Origin of the sequence: Bacillus sp. SH5-2, from assembly GCF_008368905.1 — a bacterium.
Taxonomy (GTDB): Bacteria; Bacillota; Bacilli; order Bacillales; family Bacillaceae_G; genus Bacillus_A; species Bacillus_A luti.
In genome coordinates, this window is record NZ_QOSD01000001.1 from 197,675 (window position 1) to 215,894 (window position 18,220).

The window sequence follows — 18,220 nt, forward strand, 5'->3', positions numbered from 1 at the left end:
GCTTTTTCTTATACACATGAATATAAAAACGTTCCAAGGAGAACAAGTAAGATGAGACAAACACCTAATAGCATAAAATTTGAAATATGTAGGTTCCTCAAGTTGACCACTCCTATAGCTACGACTATTACCTTAATGATATCGAAAAAAGAGTCCACTTGCAGTTACAAAGTGTTAACAATGCAAAATCATTTATTACAAATCTTATCCATATATTTCATTTCGTTGTATAATCTATCGATTCAATAAAAAAAGATGTCATATTGACATCTTTTTAGTGAAGAAGTGACCATCCCATAAAGTCCTCATGTACTTGGCACGCCCTCTTATCGTTTCGATCATATAATTCAGCATAACTATCGGTTTCTTCATCATAGGCCATTGTATAAATAATTTGGCCGTCTATTTCAACGGATAGAACAACTCCACCTTTCATCTCTTCCACATGAATGATAGCATTTGCCGGAATTCTCATATCCGTCATCTTCATCGCATCTAACAATATACTAAACCCCCTACAGCGTATTCATTGCTAGTACTATTACACACTAAATAGTATACTACTGTAATAGCATACATTTCGTCAATGAAATTGCTATTTAAATAGCAGATTGTCTTTATACATATAAGCTAAAATAGAAGAAATAGAACTGTTTAAATGGGGGGCTAACATTGATTCTACACAAGGGAGATGTACTATTCCGTCAAGGCGAAGACGGTCCTTTATATTTTATTAAATCCGGTTTATTAAAAGTGGTGAGGCTACAAGAAGATGGGACACCATTTTTATTTAACATTATCGTTCCAGGTGAAACGATACCTCACCATTCATTAATTTCACCGAAAGAATATCACGGTACAGCTATCGCTTTAATAAAAACAGAAGTAGAACCTATTATGAGTAGCGAATGGTACGATAAACTTCTGGCAAATCCTGAATCATATGCCAATATCGCTATGCAATTACAATCAAAATTAAGAATGATGCAACAACGTATTGATCAATTAACAACCGTCTCTCCGAAAGAGCGCCTTCATCGTTTACAAGAGTGGTTCACCTTATATTTAGGTGATATCCCTATTTATGAAATATTAACACAAAGTGAGATTGGTCAACTAATAGGTGTACGCCGTGAAACAGTAAATCGATTATTAAGAGAACAAGCAAAAAACGAGGCGAAATAATACCTCGTTTTTTGTTTGTTCCAGCTCCCACTATTGTAAGCTTGCTGCTGGACCGAAAAACTCATAATGAATATGCTCTTGTTTAACACCTAAATCAGTTAGTGCAGCATTTACATGCTTCATAAACGGTACAGGACCACAGAAATAAAATTCTGCTTCCGTTGTCGGAATAATAGTTTGTAACCATTCTCTTTCAATGAAACCTTCTTTATCAAAGTTCTTCATTTCCAAATCTTTTTCAGTCGGTGCCGAATAGCAAGTGTACGCTTTAACTTGTTCATATTCGTTGTCCACTGCCTTAACGTGTTCTCTCATTGCATGTGTATTACTATTTAACGCCGCATGAACAAAGCATACATTACGTTTTGAGTCTTGTTCAATTAACGTATTTAGCATACTCATCATTGGTGTAATCCCTACTCCACCACTAATTAGGACAACTGGTAAAGTTGAATCCATATTTAATACGAAATCTCCTGCTGGTGCACTTACTGGTAACATATCGCCTTCTTTTACATGATCATGTAAGTAGTTAGATACTTTGCCGTCTGGTGTATCTACACCTTTTTCTTTCTTGACACTAATACGATAATATTCTTTTCCAGGAGCATCAGATAAGCTATATTGACGATTATGCGTATATGTTTCACCTTCGATATTGATTTGAATTGTTACATATTGTCCTGGAATGAATGAAGAAACTTTCCCTCCATCTTCAGGTTTTAAATAAAATGACGTAATAACATCACTTTCCTTCACTTTTTTAACAACTACAAAGTTACGGAAATCTTTCCATCCACCTTCTTTATGTGCTGCTTCTTCATACATCTCTGCTTCTATGCTAATGAATGCATCAGCAATGACACCATAAGCTTCTCCCCATGCGTTTAAAACTTCATCAGGTGCACCTGCGACCTCTTTAATTGCACGTAGTAAACATGTACCTACAATCGGATAATGTTCTGCTTTAATACCTAAACTTCTATGCTTATGACCAATCTGTTTTACAACTGGAATAATAGCTTCTAAATTATCAATGTACGTTGCAGCTGCATAAACAGCATTCGCTAGCGCTTGTTGTTGTCTTCCCTTTTTCTGGTTCGTATGATTGAAAATATTCAATAACTCCGGATGTTCCGAAAATAAAATTTCATAAAATCTCGTTGTAATTTCAACGCCTTTTTCTTGTAATAACGGTACTGTTGACTTTACGATTTCAATTGTTTTTTCACTTAACATTGTATCCCACTCCTCTATTTCCTTAACTGTTTTTAGTTTAACTGAATTGTATAATACAGATTGTGATTTTAATCACTATTAACACGATGTTTTTGTGAAAAATATATGAACATTGCACTTACAAAAGAAAATAAGCCAACTAGAATGCTAGCCAGCTTATTATTTAGACTGTATTGCTTGTTCAATTACCCTTATATCTTTCCCATCTCCAAATTCTGTATACCCCCAGATGTTCGTTTCACCTCTATATTTATTTACGATAATATCTAAGTCATGGTATACACGATGTGCATAAACTACAAACTCAATATTTTGAAGTTCCACACCTTTTTTTACAATTTCATAGCTTCTATTTACATCACGTTTTATTTTTTCATTCTTTATTTCTGTATGTATATTTTTTAAAGACGATTCTTGTTGTTGAAACCATTGTTTAAATTGGTTCCAGTCCCCTTCTGTATAATTCTCTGCTTTACCATAATTCAAGAAATTATTATAACTTTCATGTGTCATACGAATAAAATCTAGTACTTTTGTCTCTTCTTGCACATCTTCAATTTGAGCTATTGTATTTACCTCTGCAGGCTTATTCGCATAATATAACAGCACTTTCATAAGGCTATAACTTGCAATAATCATCACGATAATAACCCCGAACACACTTAACAATTTCTTCATATACAGAACTCCTTCTCTACTAGGAATATTACAAAGTAGTACTACACTTGTAACATTCTCTCGTAGAATTATAATTCCTGTATAAATCCTTCCCATCATTTCGACACTATTTTTCTACACACTTCTCCTTGGCAAATGCTCTTGTAAAACAATATACCCTTCATAAGCTGTATAACCAAGAATAGCCATTAGTCCGATATAACAAGCAAATACCGTCCATTTCGTTTTCGTATCCACTTTATAATAGTTTTCTTGTTGTCCCTTTTCTGTATCCCATTCCTGTAATTTTCTTTCTGACATTTCAAATGCTTCTCGTATATGAATTGTATGTGTCTCCTTTTCATCTTCATATGGGACGTAATCCAGTGGCTCAAACTTTGGTAAAAGATACTCTAACACTTCAATCTTTTGAAGTTCTCCTGTTTTTAATTCTTTCTCTCTTTCTTTTTGCCTTAATACATTTACTTCATGTTGCATCATATATATATTTCGATGCACTGCACCAGTTTCTTTTAACTCTTCTTCAAGCTTTGCAACATATTCTTTCATTCCATCAATTCTATATCCTAATTCCTTAATTGGCTCATCTCTCTTTATTACTCTATACAATTCCATACAGCCGATAATGACAATAAATCCTCCTAAAATGCTTTTAAAATAAATTGAATAGCCAAGTAGTAAAACAAGCCCTGCTCCCCAAATTTTCGTACTCACAACCGAAATAATTCGGCCACCATCTAACGGTGAAACTGGAATCAAATTAAAGAAATTAATCATACTTCCAAGCAAAATAATGAGCGCCCAAAACGGCTCTTTCGTTATTATATAAAGTGGGATTGCAGGTAAAAAGGAAAGCAATCCGAAAAGAGGTCCCATATAGGCAATATAGGCTTCATCCTTTGCATTTTTCGGCATCTCTTTCATCCCAATAAGAGCCCCCATAAATGGAATAAAAATCGCCGGCGATGTTGGTATACCTTTTCTTTTCGCAGCCCACAAATGCCCCATCTCATGAACAAATAACAAGTAAATAAGTGCTATCCCAAATTTCCACCCATATATAACTGCGTATGCACCAAGCGATAGAAACATACTAAATACGGTTGAAAACTTTGCTAATTTAAAAATTGCAAATACCCACTTTAACTTAGAAAGTAAAAATAGCCCTATTGCAACAATAATTCCCCATAATCCTTTTTTATTATTTTTCATATTCCTCTCCTTTATCTCTCATTAATGAATCATATTCATTCATCAAAGCTTGTTCTTTTCTCTATTATGACATATTTTTTTCTATTGTTAGAAATAATGTTTATATAATCCATTTTTAGCCAAAAATATAAATAAAAGGAGGTGCACACAATTGAATTTACAATCTCTCATAATAGGCGCTCTATCGTTTTTAGCTTCAACTCTTATTTTTTATACCGTTAGTTACGTATTATTATTAGATTTGTTGCCCAATCACGTATTTATTGCCCTTATCATCCTTTCCGCTCTTATGATTTCTTTTCTTATTACACGAAAATCAATGAATGAGCCATCTGCAAAAGCAAAGTAAAAGAGAGGGGTATTTTCCCCTCTCTTTTATCATTTCCTAGGAAAGTTCATATAGACTTGACGAGTTTACATTCATCCCGATCCGTAAGGACTAAATAAAGTTCACTTTACCTTTGTAAATTCATTTTTTCACCATACTCTTTAACAATTTGAATGATATTTTGAAAAACACCTATTTTTTCTTTTTTACTATTTAATATTTTCAAATCATAATTTTCATAATATGTTTCTAATGACTTTAATTGTGATTCTGAAGCACCTTGTATCGGAACAGTAGCATGCAATTCATACTGTTTATACCCTTCCTTTACCTTTTCACCTGAAATTTTTTCACTCTCTTTTGCTCCAATTAATTTTTGAACTTTTTCTGGGAAAATGACTTGCAAATAATATTCTTGTTCCTTCTCTAACTTGTTATATAATGATTGTGAAATCGTATACCGGACCGTATAATTCACTTTTTGATCGCCTGCTTTAATATGAAACGCAGTAATCTGCAAATCTTTTTTTGTTACTTCCGTTAAAGGACCTACCTGCATCTCATCTTCTTTTTGTTCTGAAACATTTGGAAATATAGCCAAAAGCTTTTCCGTATCTTTTTTATTCAGCATATACATAGCTTTCTTATGTTGTACCCACCCTCGTCTGTCTTCCCCCCTTAGCCATGCATAATATGTTTCTTTTTTCCCATCTCTACTAATTTGTATTTCATATTCAGGTTCACCGAAGCTACCTGTTATTTCTTGTTTCTCAGCTTTATCCATAATGTCTATTACTACCTTAGCTTCTGATTCCTGTAACTTTTTCTCTTTATGTTTTTTTTGTATAACGGTTACCCCTATTGTTTCTTTCACTTCATTCACCGTCTCTTCCACTTTTTTTGTTTCTTTTTTTTGCTCAAATTGACTACAAGATGCTAGTAACATAGCAAATAACAACAATACATATTTCCTTTTCAACTTAATCCCCCTTTACAATAAGAAATTCCTATAACCTTCATATAAAAAACAAAAACGTGAAACACTATAAAATAAGCTATACTAAGCATTGAAAGGAGGCCTTTTTAATGTCCATTAATTTTCACGATGCAAATAATAAATACACATACGCACAGCGAAACGCCCATATTTCTTGGAGAGAAATGATAAAAAATATTACAAGTATACAAAACAAGCAAATAATTGATATAGGCTGTGGTGGTGGGATTTATACGAAAGAACTTGCTCTTATGGGAGCAAAAAGTGTTGTTGGACTTGATTTTTCAAAAGAAATATTACAGGCTGCAAAAGAAAATTGTAGCGGATTTTCAAACATTTCATTCATTCACGGTGATGCACATAGTATTCCATATCCTAATGATACATTCGACATTGTTATTTCGCGCGCAGTGATTCATCATTTACAAGACATTCCTACATTTCTACGTGAAGCTTCTCGTATATTAAAGAAAAACGGTGTACTTATTGTACAAGACCGAACCATTGAAGATTGTATAATTCCTGGAAGTCCTGAACACATTCGCGGATATTTTTTCTCAGTCTTTCCAAAACTCATTGAAACCGAATCAAAAAGAAGACCAAAAACGAATACTATACAGCAAGAATTACAAAAACATTCTCTTCGTGTGTTCCCCGCTCAAACACAATGGGAAATACGAAAAACACATGATTCTGTAGAAGCATTATTGCAAGATTTATCTCCTCGAACAGGTCGATCTATTCTATACGAATTAACAGATTATGAGCTTTCTCAACTTCTACACCACATCCAAATCGCATTACAAAACGTATCCCCTATTATCGAAAGAGATCGGTGGACAATTTGGAGCGCCATGAAACTGTAAGGAAGGAAGCCTCACAAAATAATGTGAGGCTCCCTTCTTTCATAATCTAACTTTGCAACACTCTTGATATCCTCCACTTCTGGCCTGTGCACTTCCACACTTCGGACATACTAAATATCTAGACTGATTTGTCAACAAACTACCTTTTTGAAAGAGTAAAACTTCTGCTTGTTTAAATGAACGCGAATAATGTAACCACATAAAACCAATTATAGCAATAATGCCAAATAACACTCCCATCGCAAGCATTTCAGTCACCTCTTTTGGTTTGTTCTTTCCAGCAAGTGGATTGTTGTATTATTCTCTATAAATTCAATTAATCCCTTCTTCACTCCTATAAATATCAATTTTCTCCACAATTTTTACAATTACCTATAAATTTTCACTCCTCTGTTACAAAACCAGTTTAAGAATCTTTCCGCTTCAAATAGTTTATATAATCGACTATATTTCAATATCTAAATGCATACACAAAAAAAATATGTTGACTTTCTAAAAAAATCATGTAACAATACTGTCAGAATACTTGAATAAAAATTCATTGACGAGAACGAGTACGTTATAGAACTGTTCCCCAGAGAGTTGGCGATTTGCTGCAAGCCAACGTTCAGCGCGTAACCGAAAATCATCTCCGAGGAGTAGAACCGAATGTCACAGTAAGTTCTTACCGGCTGTCCACCGTTACAAGGAACACGTATCATGTTGTACGTTGCAAAGCCGTATACATATAGATCTATTTCTACATGTATAAATTAGGGTGGTATCGCGGGTAAATATAACTCGTCCCTTTCTTTAGGGACGAGTTTTTTGTGTTCTTACAAATGAATTTTAAAAAAGGAGGAAAAAACAATGAACACTGTATCAAAAAAACATATTTTTTTCACGGGTCTTATGCTATTTTCTTTATTTTTTGGGGCAGGTAATTTAATTTTCCCTCCCATGCTTGGACAAAATGCTGGTGAAAACTTTTGGCCTGCAATGATTGGATTTTTATTAACAGGAGTCGGTTTACCGTTACTAACTGTTATCGCAATCTCCCTATCTGGAAATGGAATGCAACAACTTGCAAGTCATGTTCACCCATTATTCGGAATTTTCTTTACTGTTGTTGTATATATCGCCATTGGTCCTTCAATGGGCATTCCGCGTGTCGCTAATGTCGCTTACGAAATGGGAATTAGTTCTTTCTTGCCAGAAACAATTCGCTCTAGTAACCTAGCACTATTTTTATACACGGTCATCTTCTTTGCTATCGTATTTTGGCTTAGTTTAAATCCATCTAAACTTGTCAATCGCATTGGAAATATATTAACACCTATTTTATTACTATCTATTTTCTTATTGTTTGTTAAAAGTGTATTTACACCACTCGGACAATCAGGACCAGCAATGCAAGAGTATCGAACTTCTCCAATCTTCAAAGGTTTTATGGAAGGATACTTAACGATGGATACCATTTCAGCACTTGCATTTGGAATTATCGTTGTAAACGCAATTCGCTCTACAGGTGTGAACGATCGCAAATCCATTGCCATCGCAACAGGAAAAGCAGGGCTTATTGCCGCTACAGGGCTCGTACTTGTATATGGTGCACTTGGATGGCTTGGAACAACGAGTGTCTCTCTCGGATATGCAAAAAATGGTGGACAGCTACTTACTGTTATCGTACAGCAACTATTCGGTCCATATGGTCTGCTTCTATTATCTCTTATTGTTACACTGGCTTGCTTAACAACATGCGTTGGACTCGTATCTGCATGTAGTCAATATTTCTCAACATTATTTACAAAATTTTCATACAACGCATTCGCGAGTCTCATTTGTACATTAGGATTATTAGTTGCCAACCTAGGTTTAACAAAAATTATCGCCATCTCTGTCCCTGTTCTACTTGTTGTATATCCAATTGCGATTGTACTCGTTCTACTTTCATTACTTCATAAGTATTTTGGTGGATATCGCTCTGTATATGTAGGTGCATTAATTGGAGCAGCAGTTGTGAGTGTATTTGATGGATTAAAACAAGGTGGAATTCCTGTTTCATTTATCACACCGTATTTTGAATTTATTCCTTTATTTAATGAAGGGATCGGCTGGTTCGTACCAGCATTAGCTGGAGCTCTTATCGGATTTACTATCGCTAAACTAAGCGGTGCAAAAAAAGTCCCATTAATAGCCGACTCTCATGAAGCAAAAGCATCATAAAAAAACTCCCATAAGGGAGTTTTTTTACATTTGATAAGCACTATGATTAAAACTACTTATTTTATACGCTTTCGTATAAAAATCAATATTTGTATCAACTGTTTCTACTTTAACAACATCATAGCAATCTTCTTGCTTTACTAAAAATAAATAGTACTCTTCTGTTGCCTCAACAATTGCAATTTTATCTGTTTCAACATTATATTGTTCACAAAGCGCTTGTAATGCGTTCACATAATCCCCTAATTTTTTCGATTTATCCATTCCAAATATTGTTTGAACTAACATATACATTCTCCCCCTTGTATGTACTGTTAACACTATAATGATAACGCTTACATGGATTATCGTCAATAAAAAGCTTTGGCAAGATGAACAGCCAAAGCCCCTTATCATTTCGTCAATTGATGTCTAAATGCATAAATAACCGCTTGCGTTCGGTCACTTACATTTAACTTATTTAAAATATTACTCACATGTGTTTTCACTGTTTTTAGAGCGATAAATAGTTCATCTGCAACTTCCTGATTACTTTTCCCCTCTGCAATTAACAACAAAATTTCATACTCTCTTTCTGTTAACTCTTCGTGCAAAGGTTGTTCCTTCTTCTGGCGCATACGCGACATCATTTTACCAGTGACTTTTGGCTCTAATACTGTTTCTCCATCATAAGTAGCTCGCACCGCATCCGCAATATCACTTGCTCTTGATGTTTTTAATAAATAACTTGTTGCTCCGGCCTCAATAACAGGATATAATTTTTCATCATCTAAAAAACTTGTTACAACAACAATTTTCGCTTCTGGCCACTCTTGAATAATAGCCCTTGTTGCTTCAACTCCATCCATCTCATCCATGACAAGATCCATTAAAATAATATCTGGCCTTAATTGCAGCGCTAACTCTGACCCTTTTCTTCCATTTTCAGCTTCTCCAACTACTTCAATATCTGGCTGGGTTGATAAATAAGCTGATACACCCATGCGAACCATTTCATGATCATCAACTAGTAATACTTTGATCATACTTCTCCACCTCTCTCAATCATAATTGGTACTTTCACTTCAATTTGCGTACCTTTATTTGGAAAACTAAGCACTTTTAGTGTCCCTCCGATTTCATGAACACGCTCTTGCATAGATCTTAAACCATAGGAACCAGCCTTATTAACTCCTACTTCAAATCCAACACCATCATCAATGATTTTTAATATCGCATATTGATCAATTTTACGAAGACGCACTTCTGTTTTCTTTGCCTTCGCATGTCGTAACGTATTCGATAGCGCTTCTTGCACAATACGGAATAAATGGTCTTCTACACCTTTTTTTAATTCAATAGGTTCGATAAGCCATTCAATTTTCATATGTTGTTTTCGTGATAATTCCGTTAACAACTCTTCTATACCTTCAGTCAGTTTTTTACCTTCTAATTGTACAGGGCGTAGATGAAGCAATAATGCCCGCATTTCTGATTGCGCATTTACAACCATATTTTCAACTAGCTGTAATTGTTTTTTTGTCATATCTGGAAATTCAACCACTTGCTCATTAATCGCTGACATCATCATCGACATTGCAAAAAGTTGCTGACTTACTGAATCATGCAGTTCCCTTGCTAATCGATGCCTTTCTTGAGAAATCGCTTCTTGTCTCATCTCTTCATTCCAATGAGCTCGTTCATTCGTTACTTTTTGAAATAGTCCCGCTTGCTCCTCTAATCGACGAGCAAGAACGATTACTTTTCGCTCCACTTCATGAAATTCATCGTCCGCAGTAAACGAAACATCATTTGGAAAATTCCCTCGCTCTACTTCAAATAAGAAAGTATTTAATCCTTGTATACGCTGCTCAATATAATAACCGATTGCATAACCTATAATTCCTCCAATAAGAAGACTAGTACTCATAATAAACAAGCCAATTGGAACAGAAGCGATGGATTCTTTCCATAGTAAATCATAAACTTGTTGTTCACTTTTCCATACATATACAATTGTACAGATAAGCGCGATACTCACAGAGGATAACATAGAATAACGAATATACATCCACGAAATATTTTTTTGCTTTTTCATTATACTTTCCTCACTTCCGTATCGCCTACGACAAGCGAAGAAACAACTTTAATACGACGAGGAGCTTCTTTATATTGTTCTGTTCTAAACGTAACATTACGGTTAAATCCTGTTTCTTCATGTCCTGGCAATAACACCCGCCCAACAATAACAGAATGGTTTAAAGACAATTCAATATCGTACGGCACATATAAACGAATGTTCCCAACAACACCTCGAATAACAATTACTGTCTCTCCTTCTGGAATCATCGCATTCGTTAAATCTATTTCAACATCACAAGCACCATATTGAACATTTATATCCTCAAGTTCATAAATATGATCCATCATTCGGACATTACCTACAAACATATTTTTCAAATATGGCTCTGTACGATATATTTGCTTCTCTTCATCTATATATCCTTTTTCTTTAATTTCAACCTTCATTGCTTTTTGCCGCTGTCCTTGCTGAATTAGTTGATAACCAATTAAAGCTAAACAAGCAAATACTACGAGTACAAAGGCTGCTGATGAGAATAAAAAGAATAAAAGTACTATACCGCCAACAAATAAAAATACATTTCCCCTAACATAACGATTTTTCTTACGATAATGCCTTCCAAACATAATCATAATAAATGCAAAAATTAAACCACCTGGTTCAAAATGTCCAAGTATCATATCAAGAAAAAGACCGAATCCAAATATGATGAGGAGCATCCCCATTAATTGCGTTTTTGAAAAGTGCTTTTTCATTTCAGCTCCTCCCCTCTTCGTTACATATACATAGAAGAAAAGGCATTGCTTTCCAACACCTTTTCTCCTATCACTATATCATAAGCCTGTTTTATAATATACTACAATTATTTTGTTACTTCCTTCGTTAACGACACTTCACTTTTTTCTTTCATTTCACGCTCAAGCTTTGCAATTTTCATATCAAATGTGTCACGCTCATGCTCCTCATTCATACGAGTTTCTAAGTCACGAATGTGATCTTCAATTTCTTCAAATCGTAAGAACGGATTATTCTCATCCATTTTATGCATCGCTGTATTCATACGACGATTTGCATGTGCCATATTTTCACGTGCCATTAATTCCATACGCTTTGCGTGCATTTCTTTTAATTTATTTTTCATTTCAGAAAGACGACGCTCTAACTCATCAATTTGCTCTACAACACCTGCATACATTTCTTCTAATCGAGTTACTTGACCTTCATAATAAGCTACTTCTTCTAACGCACGCTCGTGCAATTGTAATTCTCCTGCTTCTTGAGCAATAACAGCCTGCTTTGATCTTTTATTAACGAAATAGCGTGCTTGCTCAAGCTCACGAGCGAAGTTAGATTTTAATGTTTTGTGACGCTGAATTAACTTCTCAATTTTCGTTGTTTCACGCTCACTATCGCGTAAATATTGGTTTAACATAGCAATTGGATTTTTTCTTTCTTTCTCATCTAACACGTTATGAAAATCAGCTAAAATTGCATCGCGTACACGTCCGAATAAAGATTGTTTCATTATAAATCTTCCTCTCTTCTACTTTATTTATGATTTGATTTATTGTTTTAGTTTTTCATTAATTTGTTCCACTCGTCTTCAAAGTTGCTATATGGTTTAGAACTTTCTGGAGCAGCGTCAATAACTACATCTTTTTCTTTTTTCCACTCACGGTATCCGTAGTATAAAACTACTAAAGCAGCGATACCGATTAATGCTGGTGAATGTGATAGGGCAATTGACAAGCCGATTAAACCGACAATACCCCAAGCTAACTTTCCAAAAAATGATTGTGCTCGCACAAATGATTTGTAGCTCCAGTACACAACTCCTGCTCCGATTGCGAATCCTACAATACCAGCAAGACTACCAAGAGCAATTAGAGCCAAAATACCGGCCGCGATAAACGCTAGAAATTGTTTCATCTTGTGCTTGCCTCCCTTCGATTTGATACTCTTATCTTAACTATTTTTTCATCTTTCCATAACGAGCTTAAGAACCGTTTTCAACTCAGACTTAAGACCGAGTTGAATTCAGCCCTTCACATCAAACAAAAAACCGCGCAGAGAATATTCTCTGCGCGGCTTCAATAATTAACGGTAACTTTCATATTAAATTAAGCTGTTTTATGATACTCTTTTTTCTCAGCTACTTTCGAAAATCTTGGAAATCCAATCAAAATCGAAACAATCCCGCATACCCCTACTAAAATTGGATAAAATGCATATGGTAACAATTCAATCGGAGATAACGCAGCAAATCCTGCCGCAGTTAACATTTGGGCACCGTACGGAATTAATCCTTGCACACAACAAGAAAAGAGATCTAATACACTCGCTGATTTACGCGGATCAATTTCATATTGATCTGCAATATTTTTCGCTAGTGGGCCTGTAAAGATAATAGAAATCGTATTATTTGCTGTACACATATTCGTCATACTCACTAAGCCAGCAATACCGAACTCTGCACCTTTTTTCGAGCGAATGTTACGCGTTAAAAGATTCATTAAATATTGAATACCACCATTATATTGAATCAGTTCGACCATACCACCAATTAAAATAGCAAGTAATACTAACTCCATCATACCGCCCATTCCTGTCGTTACACTTTTAAAGAAACTCTCTAACGTGTAACTTCCATCTATAAGGCCGATAGCACCAGATAGTACAGTTCCACCTGTTAACACAATAAGTACATTCCAGCCAAGTAATGCTGTAATAAGTACTCCTGCATACGGTAAAATCTTTATCCAGTCAAAACTATGAGCTTTAACTTGCGTATCGCTTCCTAAAGTAATGATTACTAATAGTACAATCGTAATAATCGCAGCCGGTAATACAATTAAAAAGTTCGTTTTAAACTTATCTTTCATTTCTGTTCCTTGTGAGCGAACAGCTGCGATTGTTGTATCTGAAATAAATGATAAATTATCACCAAACATCGCCCCGCCAACAACGGTCGCCATCGTAAGTGCAATTGAGATATCAGTTTGCCCACTAATACCTACAGCAATTGGTGCTAGCGCTGCAATGGTTCCCATCGAAGTTCCCATCGCTAATGAAATAAAAGCCCCGATAACAAAAATTCCAGCTACGATAAATCCTGGTGGCAAAATAGATAACGCTAAATTAACAGTTGAATCTACTCCGCCCATCCCTTTAGCTGTTTCAGAAAACGCACCTGCAAGTACAAAAATTAATACCATAATCATAATATCTGGATTTCCTGCACCTTTAGCAAAGCGTTCTACTTTCACATTAAAGCTTTCTTTACGATTCATCGCTAAAGCGATTCCTACAGCAATTGAAATTGCTACAAGTATCGGCAATTTATAGAAATCACCTGTAATAATTCCAGAACCAATAAATAGTGCCAAAAATATCCCAAGCGGTAATAAAGCTAAACCATTTCCTCTCGTTTCTTTCAAAGTACCATCTCTCCCTAGTTTCAACCTTTTTTCTAATGAATAACAAAAGACCTCTTCCAATGAGAAGAGGTCTTATACATCTATAAGAAACACTCTTCTCATCTTTCAAGCACATGCTTGCTGGATTTGGCACAGCACTCTGAAATCGAGTCCGCTGCCGAGGCATCGTAGGGCCAGTCCCTCCGCCTCTCTTTATAAGAAGGTTTCGTATTTATTTTTTAATAATAATTTCTTTCCTAACTTTACTCGCTTACTAAACAAAAGTCAATTATTTTTTGTATAGATTTTTTTGGTAATTATACAAAAACGCGAATACAGCAATCATTTCCACTTTTCAATTTCTTCATCCAATATTGAAATCCAATAAAATCCCCTATTTTTTATGGCCGCTATTATCCATTTTGTTGTATGCCAAGCTAACTCATATTCTTCCTTTGTAACATCACCATTTTTATAAGCATCCTCTAACTCATCTTCATCTAATACATATATCTTACCGTTTGGTAACACTACTACATCTAAATATAAATCATCAAAATACGGTAAACCACATTCGTCTATTTCATATTCTTTCGCTACGTCAATATAATATTGCACTAATGTTTTCCTATCATCTAGCATAGCTGTTATTGCAAAGTTCTTCCCATTTATGAAATACTGAATCCACGTATACTTATCCCCTGCAATACAAATTTCTTTACTATCATATTCTTTACAACTAGGTTCTCTCACTTTTTTTATTTCCAGTATTCCTAGCATTCCCTCTTCTATGTGCTTAACCGTATAATCTTTCTCTATTAGTCGCTTCCACGAAGAACCGTCACCATATTTACGTTTCATTACGTCCCGCTCCCCTTCTATATAGAAAAGCCCCCACATATTATGTGAGAGCTTGTTCAAATTATAATTAAGCCGCTTGCTTATTAGAAATTTCCTCTAAATAGGCTTGTCCTTTTTCAGCATCATACTGACCTTCCCACTTAGACATAACTACAGCTGCTAAAGAGTTACCAACAACGTTAACTGCTGTACGAGCCATATCTAAAATACGGTCAATACCGGCGATGAAGGCTAAACCTTCAGCTGGAATACCTACTGTACCAAGTGTCGCTAATAATACAACGAATGATACGCCCGGTACACCCGCGATACCTTTTGATGTAACCATCAATACAAGTAATAATGTAATTTGTTGTGTAATAGATAAATCAATACCGTACATTTGTGCTAAGAAAAGAGCTGCAATTGCTTGATATAAAGTTGATCCATCTAAGTTAAATGAATAACCTGTCGGAATAACGAAAGATGTAATTGCTTTCGGACAACCGAACTTTTCCATTTTCTCCATAATTTTTGGTAAAACCGTTTCTGAACTTGCTGTTGAATACGCTAAGATCAGTTCGTCTTTTAAAATTTTAAAGAATTGGAAAATGTTAATTCCAAATATTTTCGCTGTAAGTCCTAAGACAACTACAACGAAGAAAATCATTGCCCCGTATACTACAATTAGTAATTTTCCTAATGGAATTAATGAAGCTAGACCGAATGTAGAAACTGTAACACCAATTAGTGCGAATACACCAAATGGTGCAAATTTCATAACTTGGTTTGTTACATAAAACATTGCATCAGCTACACCTTGGAAAAATTGAAGAACCGGTCTTCCTCTTTCACCAATTGCTGCTACCCCTAAACCAAATAATACAGAGAAGAAGATAATAGCAAGCATATCTCCGTCAGCTAATGACTTCATAATGTTCGTTGGAACAATATTTACAAATGTATCTGCAAATGAATGACTTTGTACTTGCTCTGTCGTATGTGTATATTTCGAAATATCTGTCTTCGTTAACTGATCCATATTTACGCCTTTTCCCGGTTGGAAAATATTCGCAATTAATAGACCTACAATAATTGCAATTGTTGTAATAATTTCAAAGTAAATAATTGTTTTTCCGCCTAGTCGGCCCAGTTTTTTCACATCGCCAACACCAGCAACCCCAACAACAATACTTGCTACAACAATCGGTACAACGATCATTTTAATTAATCGGATGAAAATATCACCAATTGGTTGTAAGTAACTCACCACCGCCGGATTGCCAAAGAAAATCGCTCCAACTGCAATACCAAGCGCAAGTCCTATTAATATTTGCCATGCAAGTCCTATTCTTTTCATATTTGTTGTAACCCCCTCTTCGATGTGTCACTCTATCTCTCATTCTATCTCTATAAAACTCGAAATTAAGAGTATTACATATTATTCGACAATTCACTACATTTTGTCCCTGTTAAAAATCATAAATCAAAATTTAAAATCTGACAACAAAATAACTTTGCCCGAACGCAAATAATTTTCTTGACAAAAACAAAACCCATGTCAGAAAACCTCACATGAGAACGATTCCTTACCAGTATTTTATTGACTTTCCTACAAATATTTAACTATATAAAACAAACATATATTTTTCCTTTATTTCACAAAAACATACGATACATTCTCTTTGTTGTACTCACAAAAAAATGTAACTACTATGACAATCAAACTTAAAAGATGCTAAATTACGACAAAATTTAGCATTTTTATAAAATTTCCTTTACATTATGATTACAACGATAGACACTCCCCTTCTTATGATATATAACATTCATAGGGAAAGGAGCCAAACAACAATGAAAAAGAAATTTGCAGCATTTAGTGTTTTAGCGGCAGGAACGATTTTTGTTTCTCCACTACTTTCACCTGTATACGCTGAAACGAATCAAGATAAATTATCTAACATACAATCAGAATTAGACGGCAAACAAAATGACTTACAAAATAAATCAGCTGAGAAAGAACAAATAGAAAAAGAAATTCAAGAATTACAAAAGAAAATCGATGAATTAACTACATCTATTAATAAAAATGAAGCTGAATTAAACGATACGAAAAAAGAAATTAACAAAACACAACAAATAATTGCTGAAAAAAAGAAACATATAGAACAATTACAAACAAACATAGATACACGTCAAGAAGTTATTAAACAACGACTACAATCTATGCAAGAAAAACCTCGTACAAGTATTATTACAGAGGTCTTAACAAACTCTGCAAACATTGCTGATCTTGTTGATAATATGTATTCCGTAAGTTTAATTTTAAACAACGATACAGATATCGTGAAAAAACAAACAACCGATCAAAATGCTGTGACAACTGAAAAAGAGGCTGTTGAGAAAAAAGAGCAACAACTAAAAGAAGCCGAGCAAAAATTAGAACAAAAGCAGCAAGAATTACAAAACAACCAACAACAGCAACAAACACTTATTAACGATCTACATACGAAAGTGGCAAAAGTAGATTCAGAGATTGAAGGATTAGAAGAATCAAAAAGTATTTTAGAAAATCAGCGTCAAGCTGTTCAAAAAGCAATTGAAGAAGAAAAACGCGCAGAGGAAGCTCGTAAAGCTGAAGAGGCACGCAAGGCTGAAGAAGCTCGTAAACAAGCTACCACATCTGCCCAAGCCGCACCGACACCACACGATACAAATATAGGTGGATTTATTAAACCGGCAGCCGGATCAAAAACTTCAGGATTTGGTGCACGTTCTTTAGATAACCATAAAGGAATTGATATCGCGGCTTCAGGAACTGTTCCAATTATTGCCGCTGCAGATGGCGTTGTTATTCGCTCAGAATTATCATCTAGTTACGGAAATGTTGTGTACTTATCTCACCGTATTAACGGAAAAACATACACAACAGTATATGCTCATATGAGTAGCCGTTCTGTATCGAATGGACAAACTGTAAAACAAGGAACTCAACTTGGATTTATGGGGAATACTGGCCAATCATACGGACAACATTTACACTTCGAACTTCATCTGGGAGAATGGAATGTCGGCAAGACAAACGCAGTTGATCCATCTCCTTATATCGGATTATAAAAAAACTCGGTGCATACCGAGTTTTTTTATTTACACTTCACACAATATAGGCATTCCACATAGACTACAACTAAA

20 protein-coding genes, 1 riboswitch and 1 other annotated feature are annotated in these 18,220 nt (G+C 34.9%); of the genes, 5 read left to right on the forward strand and 15 right to left on the reverse strand.

Annotated features, from left to right (window positions below; all coding sequences use genetic code 11):
- Positions 1 to 274: 274 nt before the first annotated feature.
- A complete protein-coding gene (locus tag DN410_RS01045; protein ID WP_000883004.1) occupies positions 275 to 502 on the reverse strand; it encodes a hypothetical protein in 228 nt (75 codons plus the stop codon).
- A gap of 170 nt (positions 503 to 672) precedes the next feature.
- Here DN410_RS01045 and DN410_RS01050 point away from each other — a divergent pair, with 170 nt between their 5' ends.
- A complete protein-coding gene (locus DN410_RS01050; protein WP_149174957.1) occupies positions 673 to 1,185 on the forward strand; it encodes a Crp/Fnr family transcriptional regulator in 513 nt (170 codons plus the stop codon).
- Positions 1,186 to 1,215: 30 nt separating this feature from the next.
- Here the strand turns inward: DN410_RS01050 and hmpA are convergent, their stop codons facing one another.
- From hmpA to DN410_RS01065, 3 genes are all read right to left on the reverse strand, one after another.
- A complete protein-coding gene (gene hmpA, locus DN410_RS01055; protein ID WP_149174958.1) occupies positions 1,216 to 2,424 on the reverse strand; it encodes an NO-inducible flavohemoprotein in 1,209 nt (402 codons plus the stop codon).
- Positions 2,425 to 2,583: 159 nt separating this feature from the next.
- On the reverse strand, positions 2,584 to 3,102 hold the full coding sequence (locus DN410_RS01060) for a hypothetical protein (protein ID WP_149174959.1): 519 nt from the start codon (positions 3,100 to 3,102) through the stop codon (positions 2,584 to 2,586).
- A gap of 114 nt (positions 3,103 to 3,216) precedes the next feature.
- Complete coding sequence (locus DN410_RS01065; RefSeq protein WP_149174960.1) at positions 3,217 to 4,314, reverse strand: site-2 protease family protein; 1,098 nt, start codon at positions 4,312 to 4,314, stop codon at positions 3,217 to 3,219.
- Between the two features lie 151 nt (positions 4,315 to 4,465).
- Between DN410_RS01065 and DN410_RS01070 the strand changes: the two genes are divergently transcribed.
- Entirely contained in the window at positions 4,466 to 4,663 is a 198-nt protein-coding gene (locus DN410_RS01070) for a hypothetical protein (protein ID WP_001053353.1), read from the forward strand.
- Between the two features lie 106 nt (positions 4,664 to 4,769).
- Here the strand turns inward: DN410_RS01070 and DN410_RS01075 are convergent, their stop codons facing one another.
- On the reverse strand, positions 4,770 to 5,621 hold the full coding sequence (locus DN410_RS01075; RefSeq protein ID WP_149174961.1) for a YhfM domain-containing protein: 852 nt from the start codon (positions 5,619 to 5,621) through the stop codon (positions 4,770 to 4,772).
- Between the two features lie 107 nt (positions 5,622 to 5,728).
- Between DN410_RS01075 and DN410_RS01080 the strand changes: the two genes are divergently transcribed.
- Positions 5,729 to 6,505, forward strand: coding sequence for a class I SAM-dependent methyltransferase (locus DN410_RS01080; RefSeq protein ID WP_149174962.1), 777 nt, complete (start codon positions 5,729 to 5,731; stop codon positions 6,503 to 6,505).
- Between the two features lie 39 nt (positions 6,506 to 6,544).
- On the opposite strand, the gene DN410_RS01085 is transcribed toward DN410_RS01080, so the two are convergent.
- On the reverse strand, positions 6,545 to 6,754 hold the full coding sequence (locus DN410_RS01085; protein ID WP_149174963.1) for a hypothetical protein: 210 nt from the start codon (positions 6,752 to 6,754) through the stop codon (positions 6,545 to 6,547).
- Between the two features lie 283 nt (positions 6,755 to 7,037).
- Positions 7,038 to 7,296 (forward strand) — a binding site (T-box leader).
- A gap of 58 nt (positions 7,297 to 7,354) precedes the next feature.
- Between DN410_RS01085 and brnQ3 the strand changes: the two genes are divergently transcribed.
- Positions 7,355 to 8,710, forward strand: a complete 1,356-nt coding sequence (brnQ3, locus tag DN410_RS01090) for a branched-chain amino acid transport system II carrier protein BrnQ3 (protein ID WP_149174964.1) — start codon at positions 7,355 to 7,357, stop codon at positions 8,708 to 8,710.
- A 24-nt stretch (positions 8,711 to 8,734) separates the two neighbouring features.
- On the opposite strand, the gene DN410_RS01095 is transcribed toward brnQ3, so the two are convergent.
- From DN410_RS01095 to gltP, 9 genes are all read right to left on the reverse strand, one after another.
- Positions 8,735 to 9,106, reverse strand: a complete 372-nt coding sequence (locus DN410_RS01095) for a DUF3922 domain-containing protein (protein ID WP_149174965.1) — start codon at positions 9,104 to 9,106, stop codon at positions 8,735 to 8,737.
- The gene (locus DN410_RS01100; RefSeq protein WP_000598710.1) at positions 9,103 to 9,735 is read right to left on the reverse strand and encodes a response regulator; all 633 of its coding nucleotides are present in this window, start codon (positions 9,733 to 9,735) and stop codon (positions 9,103 to 9,105) included. Before DN410_RS01100 ends, DN410_RS01095 begins: the two co-directional genes overlap by 4 nt.
- Positions 9,732 to 10,787: a sensor histidine kinase gene (locus DN410_RS01105; RefSeq protein WP_149174966.1), complete on the reverse strand. Its 1,056-nt coding sequence runs from the start codon at positions 10,785 to 10,787 to the stop codon at positions 9,732 to 9,734. The genes DN410_RS01100 and DN410_RS01105 overlap by 4 nt, the downstream gene beginning before the upstream one ends.
- Positions 10,787 to 11,527, reverse strand: a complete 741-nt coding sequence (gene liaF / locus DN410_RS01110; RefSeq protein ID WP_149174967.1) for a cell wall-active antibiotics response protein LiaF — start codon at positions 11,525 to 11,527, stop codon at positions 10,787 to 10,789. Before liaF ends, DN410_RS01105 begins: the two co-directional genes overlap by 1 nt.
- A gap of 107 nt (positions 11,528 to 11,634) precedes the next feature.
- Entirely contained in the window at positions 11,635 to 12,297 is a 663-nt protein-coding gene (locus tag DN410_RS01115) for a PspA/IM30 family protein (protein WP_149174968.1), read from the reverse strand.
- A gap of 47 nt (positions 12,298 to 12,344) precedes the next feature.
- The gene (locus tag DN410_RS01120) at positions 12,345 to 12,701 is read right to left on the reverse strand and encodes a lmo0954 family membrane protein (protein ID WP_149174969.1); all 357 of its coding nucleotides are present in this window, start codon (positions 12,699 to 12,701) and stop codon (positions 12,345 to 12,347) included.
- Positions 12,702 to 12,892: 191 nt separating this feature from the next.
- Positions 12,893 to 14,209, reverse strand: a complete 1,317-nt coding sequence (locus DN410_RS01125; protein ID WP_000665467.1) for a Na+/H+ antiporter NhaC family protein — start codon at positions 14,207 to 14,209, stop codon at positions 12,893 to 12,895.
- 95 nt (positions 14,210 to 14,304) lie between these two features.
- Positions 14,305 to 14,410, reverse strand: a riboswitch (SAM riboswitch).
- A gap of 120 nt (positions 14,411 to 14,530) precedes the next feature.
- Complete coding sequence (locus DN410_RS01130) at positions 14,531 to 15,049, reverse strand: ribonuclease FAU-1 family protein (protein WP_149174970.1); 519 nt, start codon at positions 15,047 to 15,049, stop codon at positions 14,531 to 14,533.
- A gap of 67 nt (positions 15,050 to 15,116) precedes the next feature.
- Positions 15,117 to 16,388, reverse strand: coding sequence for a glutamate/aspartate:proton symporter GltP (gltP, locus tag DN410_RS01135; RefSeq protein ID WP_070805591.1), 1,272 nt, complete (start codon positions 16,386 to 16,388; stop codon positions 15,117 to 15,119).
- Positions 16,389 to 16,882: 494 nt separating this feature from the next.
- On the opposite strand from gltP, the gene DN410_RS01140 reads away from it, so the two are divergent.
- On the forward strand, positions 16,883 to 18,145 hold the full coding sequence (locus DN410_RS01140) for a murein hydrolase activator EnvC family protein (RefSeq protein ID WP_149174971.1): 1,263 nt from the start codon (positions 16,883 to 16,885) through the stop codon (positions 18,143 to 18,145).
- The last annotated feature ends 75 nt before the right edge of the window (positions 18,146 to 18,220 follow it).

Excerpts from the sequence above, each read along its gene's own strand:
- DN410_RS01100 (WP_000598710.1), bottom strand. The coding sequence starts at position 9,735 with ATGATCAAAGTATTACTAGTTGATGATCATGAAATGGTTCGCATGGGT.
- DN410_RS01060 (WP_149174959.1), bottom strand. The coding sequence starts at position 3,102 with ATGAAGAAATTGTTAAGTGTGTTCGGGGTTATTATCGTGATGATTATT.
- DN410_RS01115 (WP_149174968.1), bottom strand. The coding sequence starts at position 12,297 with ATGAAACAATCTTTATTCGGACGTGTACGCGATGCAATTTTAGCTGAT.
- DN410_RS01085 (WP_149174963.1), bottom strand. The coding sequence starts at position 6,754 with ATGCTTGCGATGGGAGTGTTATTTGGCATTATTGCTATAATTGGTTTT.
- liaF (WP_149174967.1), bottom strand. The coding sequence starts at position 11,527 with ATGAAAAAGCACTTTTCAAAAACGCAATTAATGGGGATGCTCCTCATC.
- hmpA (WP_149174958.1), bottom strand. The coding sequence starts at position 2,424 with ATGTTAAGTGAAAAAACAATTGAAATCGTAAAGTCAACAGTACCGTTA.
- DN410_RS01095 (WP_149174965.1), bottom strand. The coding sequence starts at position 9,106 with ATGATAAGGGGCTTTGGCTGTTCATCTTGCCAAAGCTTTTTATTGACG.
- DN410_RS01065 (WP_149174960.1), bottom strand. The coding sequence starts at position 4,314 with ATGAAAAATAATAAAAAAGGATTATGGGGAATTATTGTTGCAATAGGG.
- DN410_RS01140 (WP_149174971.1), top strand. The coding sequence starts at position 16,883 with ATGAAAAAGAAATTTGCAGCATTTAGTGTTTTAGCGGCAGGAACGATT.
- DN410_RS01130 (WP_149174970.1), bottom strand. The coding sequence starts at position 15,049 with ATGAAACGTAAATATGGTGACGGTTCTTCGTGGAAGCGACTAATAGAG.
- DN410_RS01105 (WP_149174966.1), bottom strand. The coding sequence starts at position 10,787 with ATGAAAAAGCAAAAAAATATTTCGTGGATGTATATTCGTTATTCTATG.
- DN410_RS01120 (WP_149174969.1), bottom strand. The coding sequence starts at position 12,701 with ATGAAACAATTTCTAGCGTTTATCGCGGCCGGTATTTTGGCTCTAATT.
- gltP (WP_070805591.1), bottom strand. The coding sequence starts at position 16,388 with ATGAAAAGAATAGGACTTGCATGGCAAATATTAATAGGACTTGCGCTT.
- brnQ3 (WP_149174964.1), top strand. The coding sequence starts at position 7,355 with ATGAACACTGTATCAAAAAAACATATTTTTTTCACGGGTCTTATGCTA.
- DN410_RS01080 (WP_149174962.1), top strand. The coding sequence starts at position 5,729 with ATGTCCATTAATTTTCACGATGCAAATAATAAATACACATACGCACAG.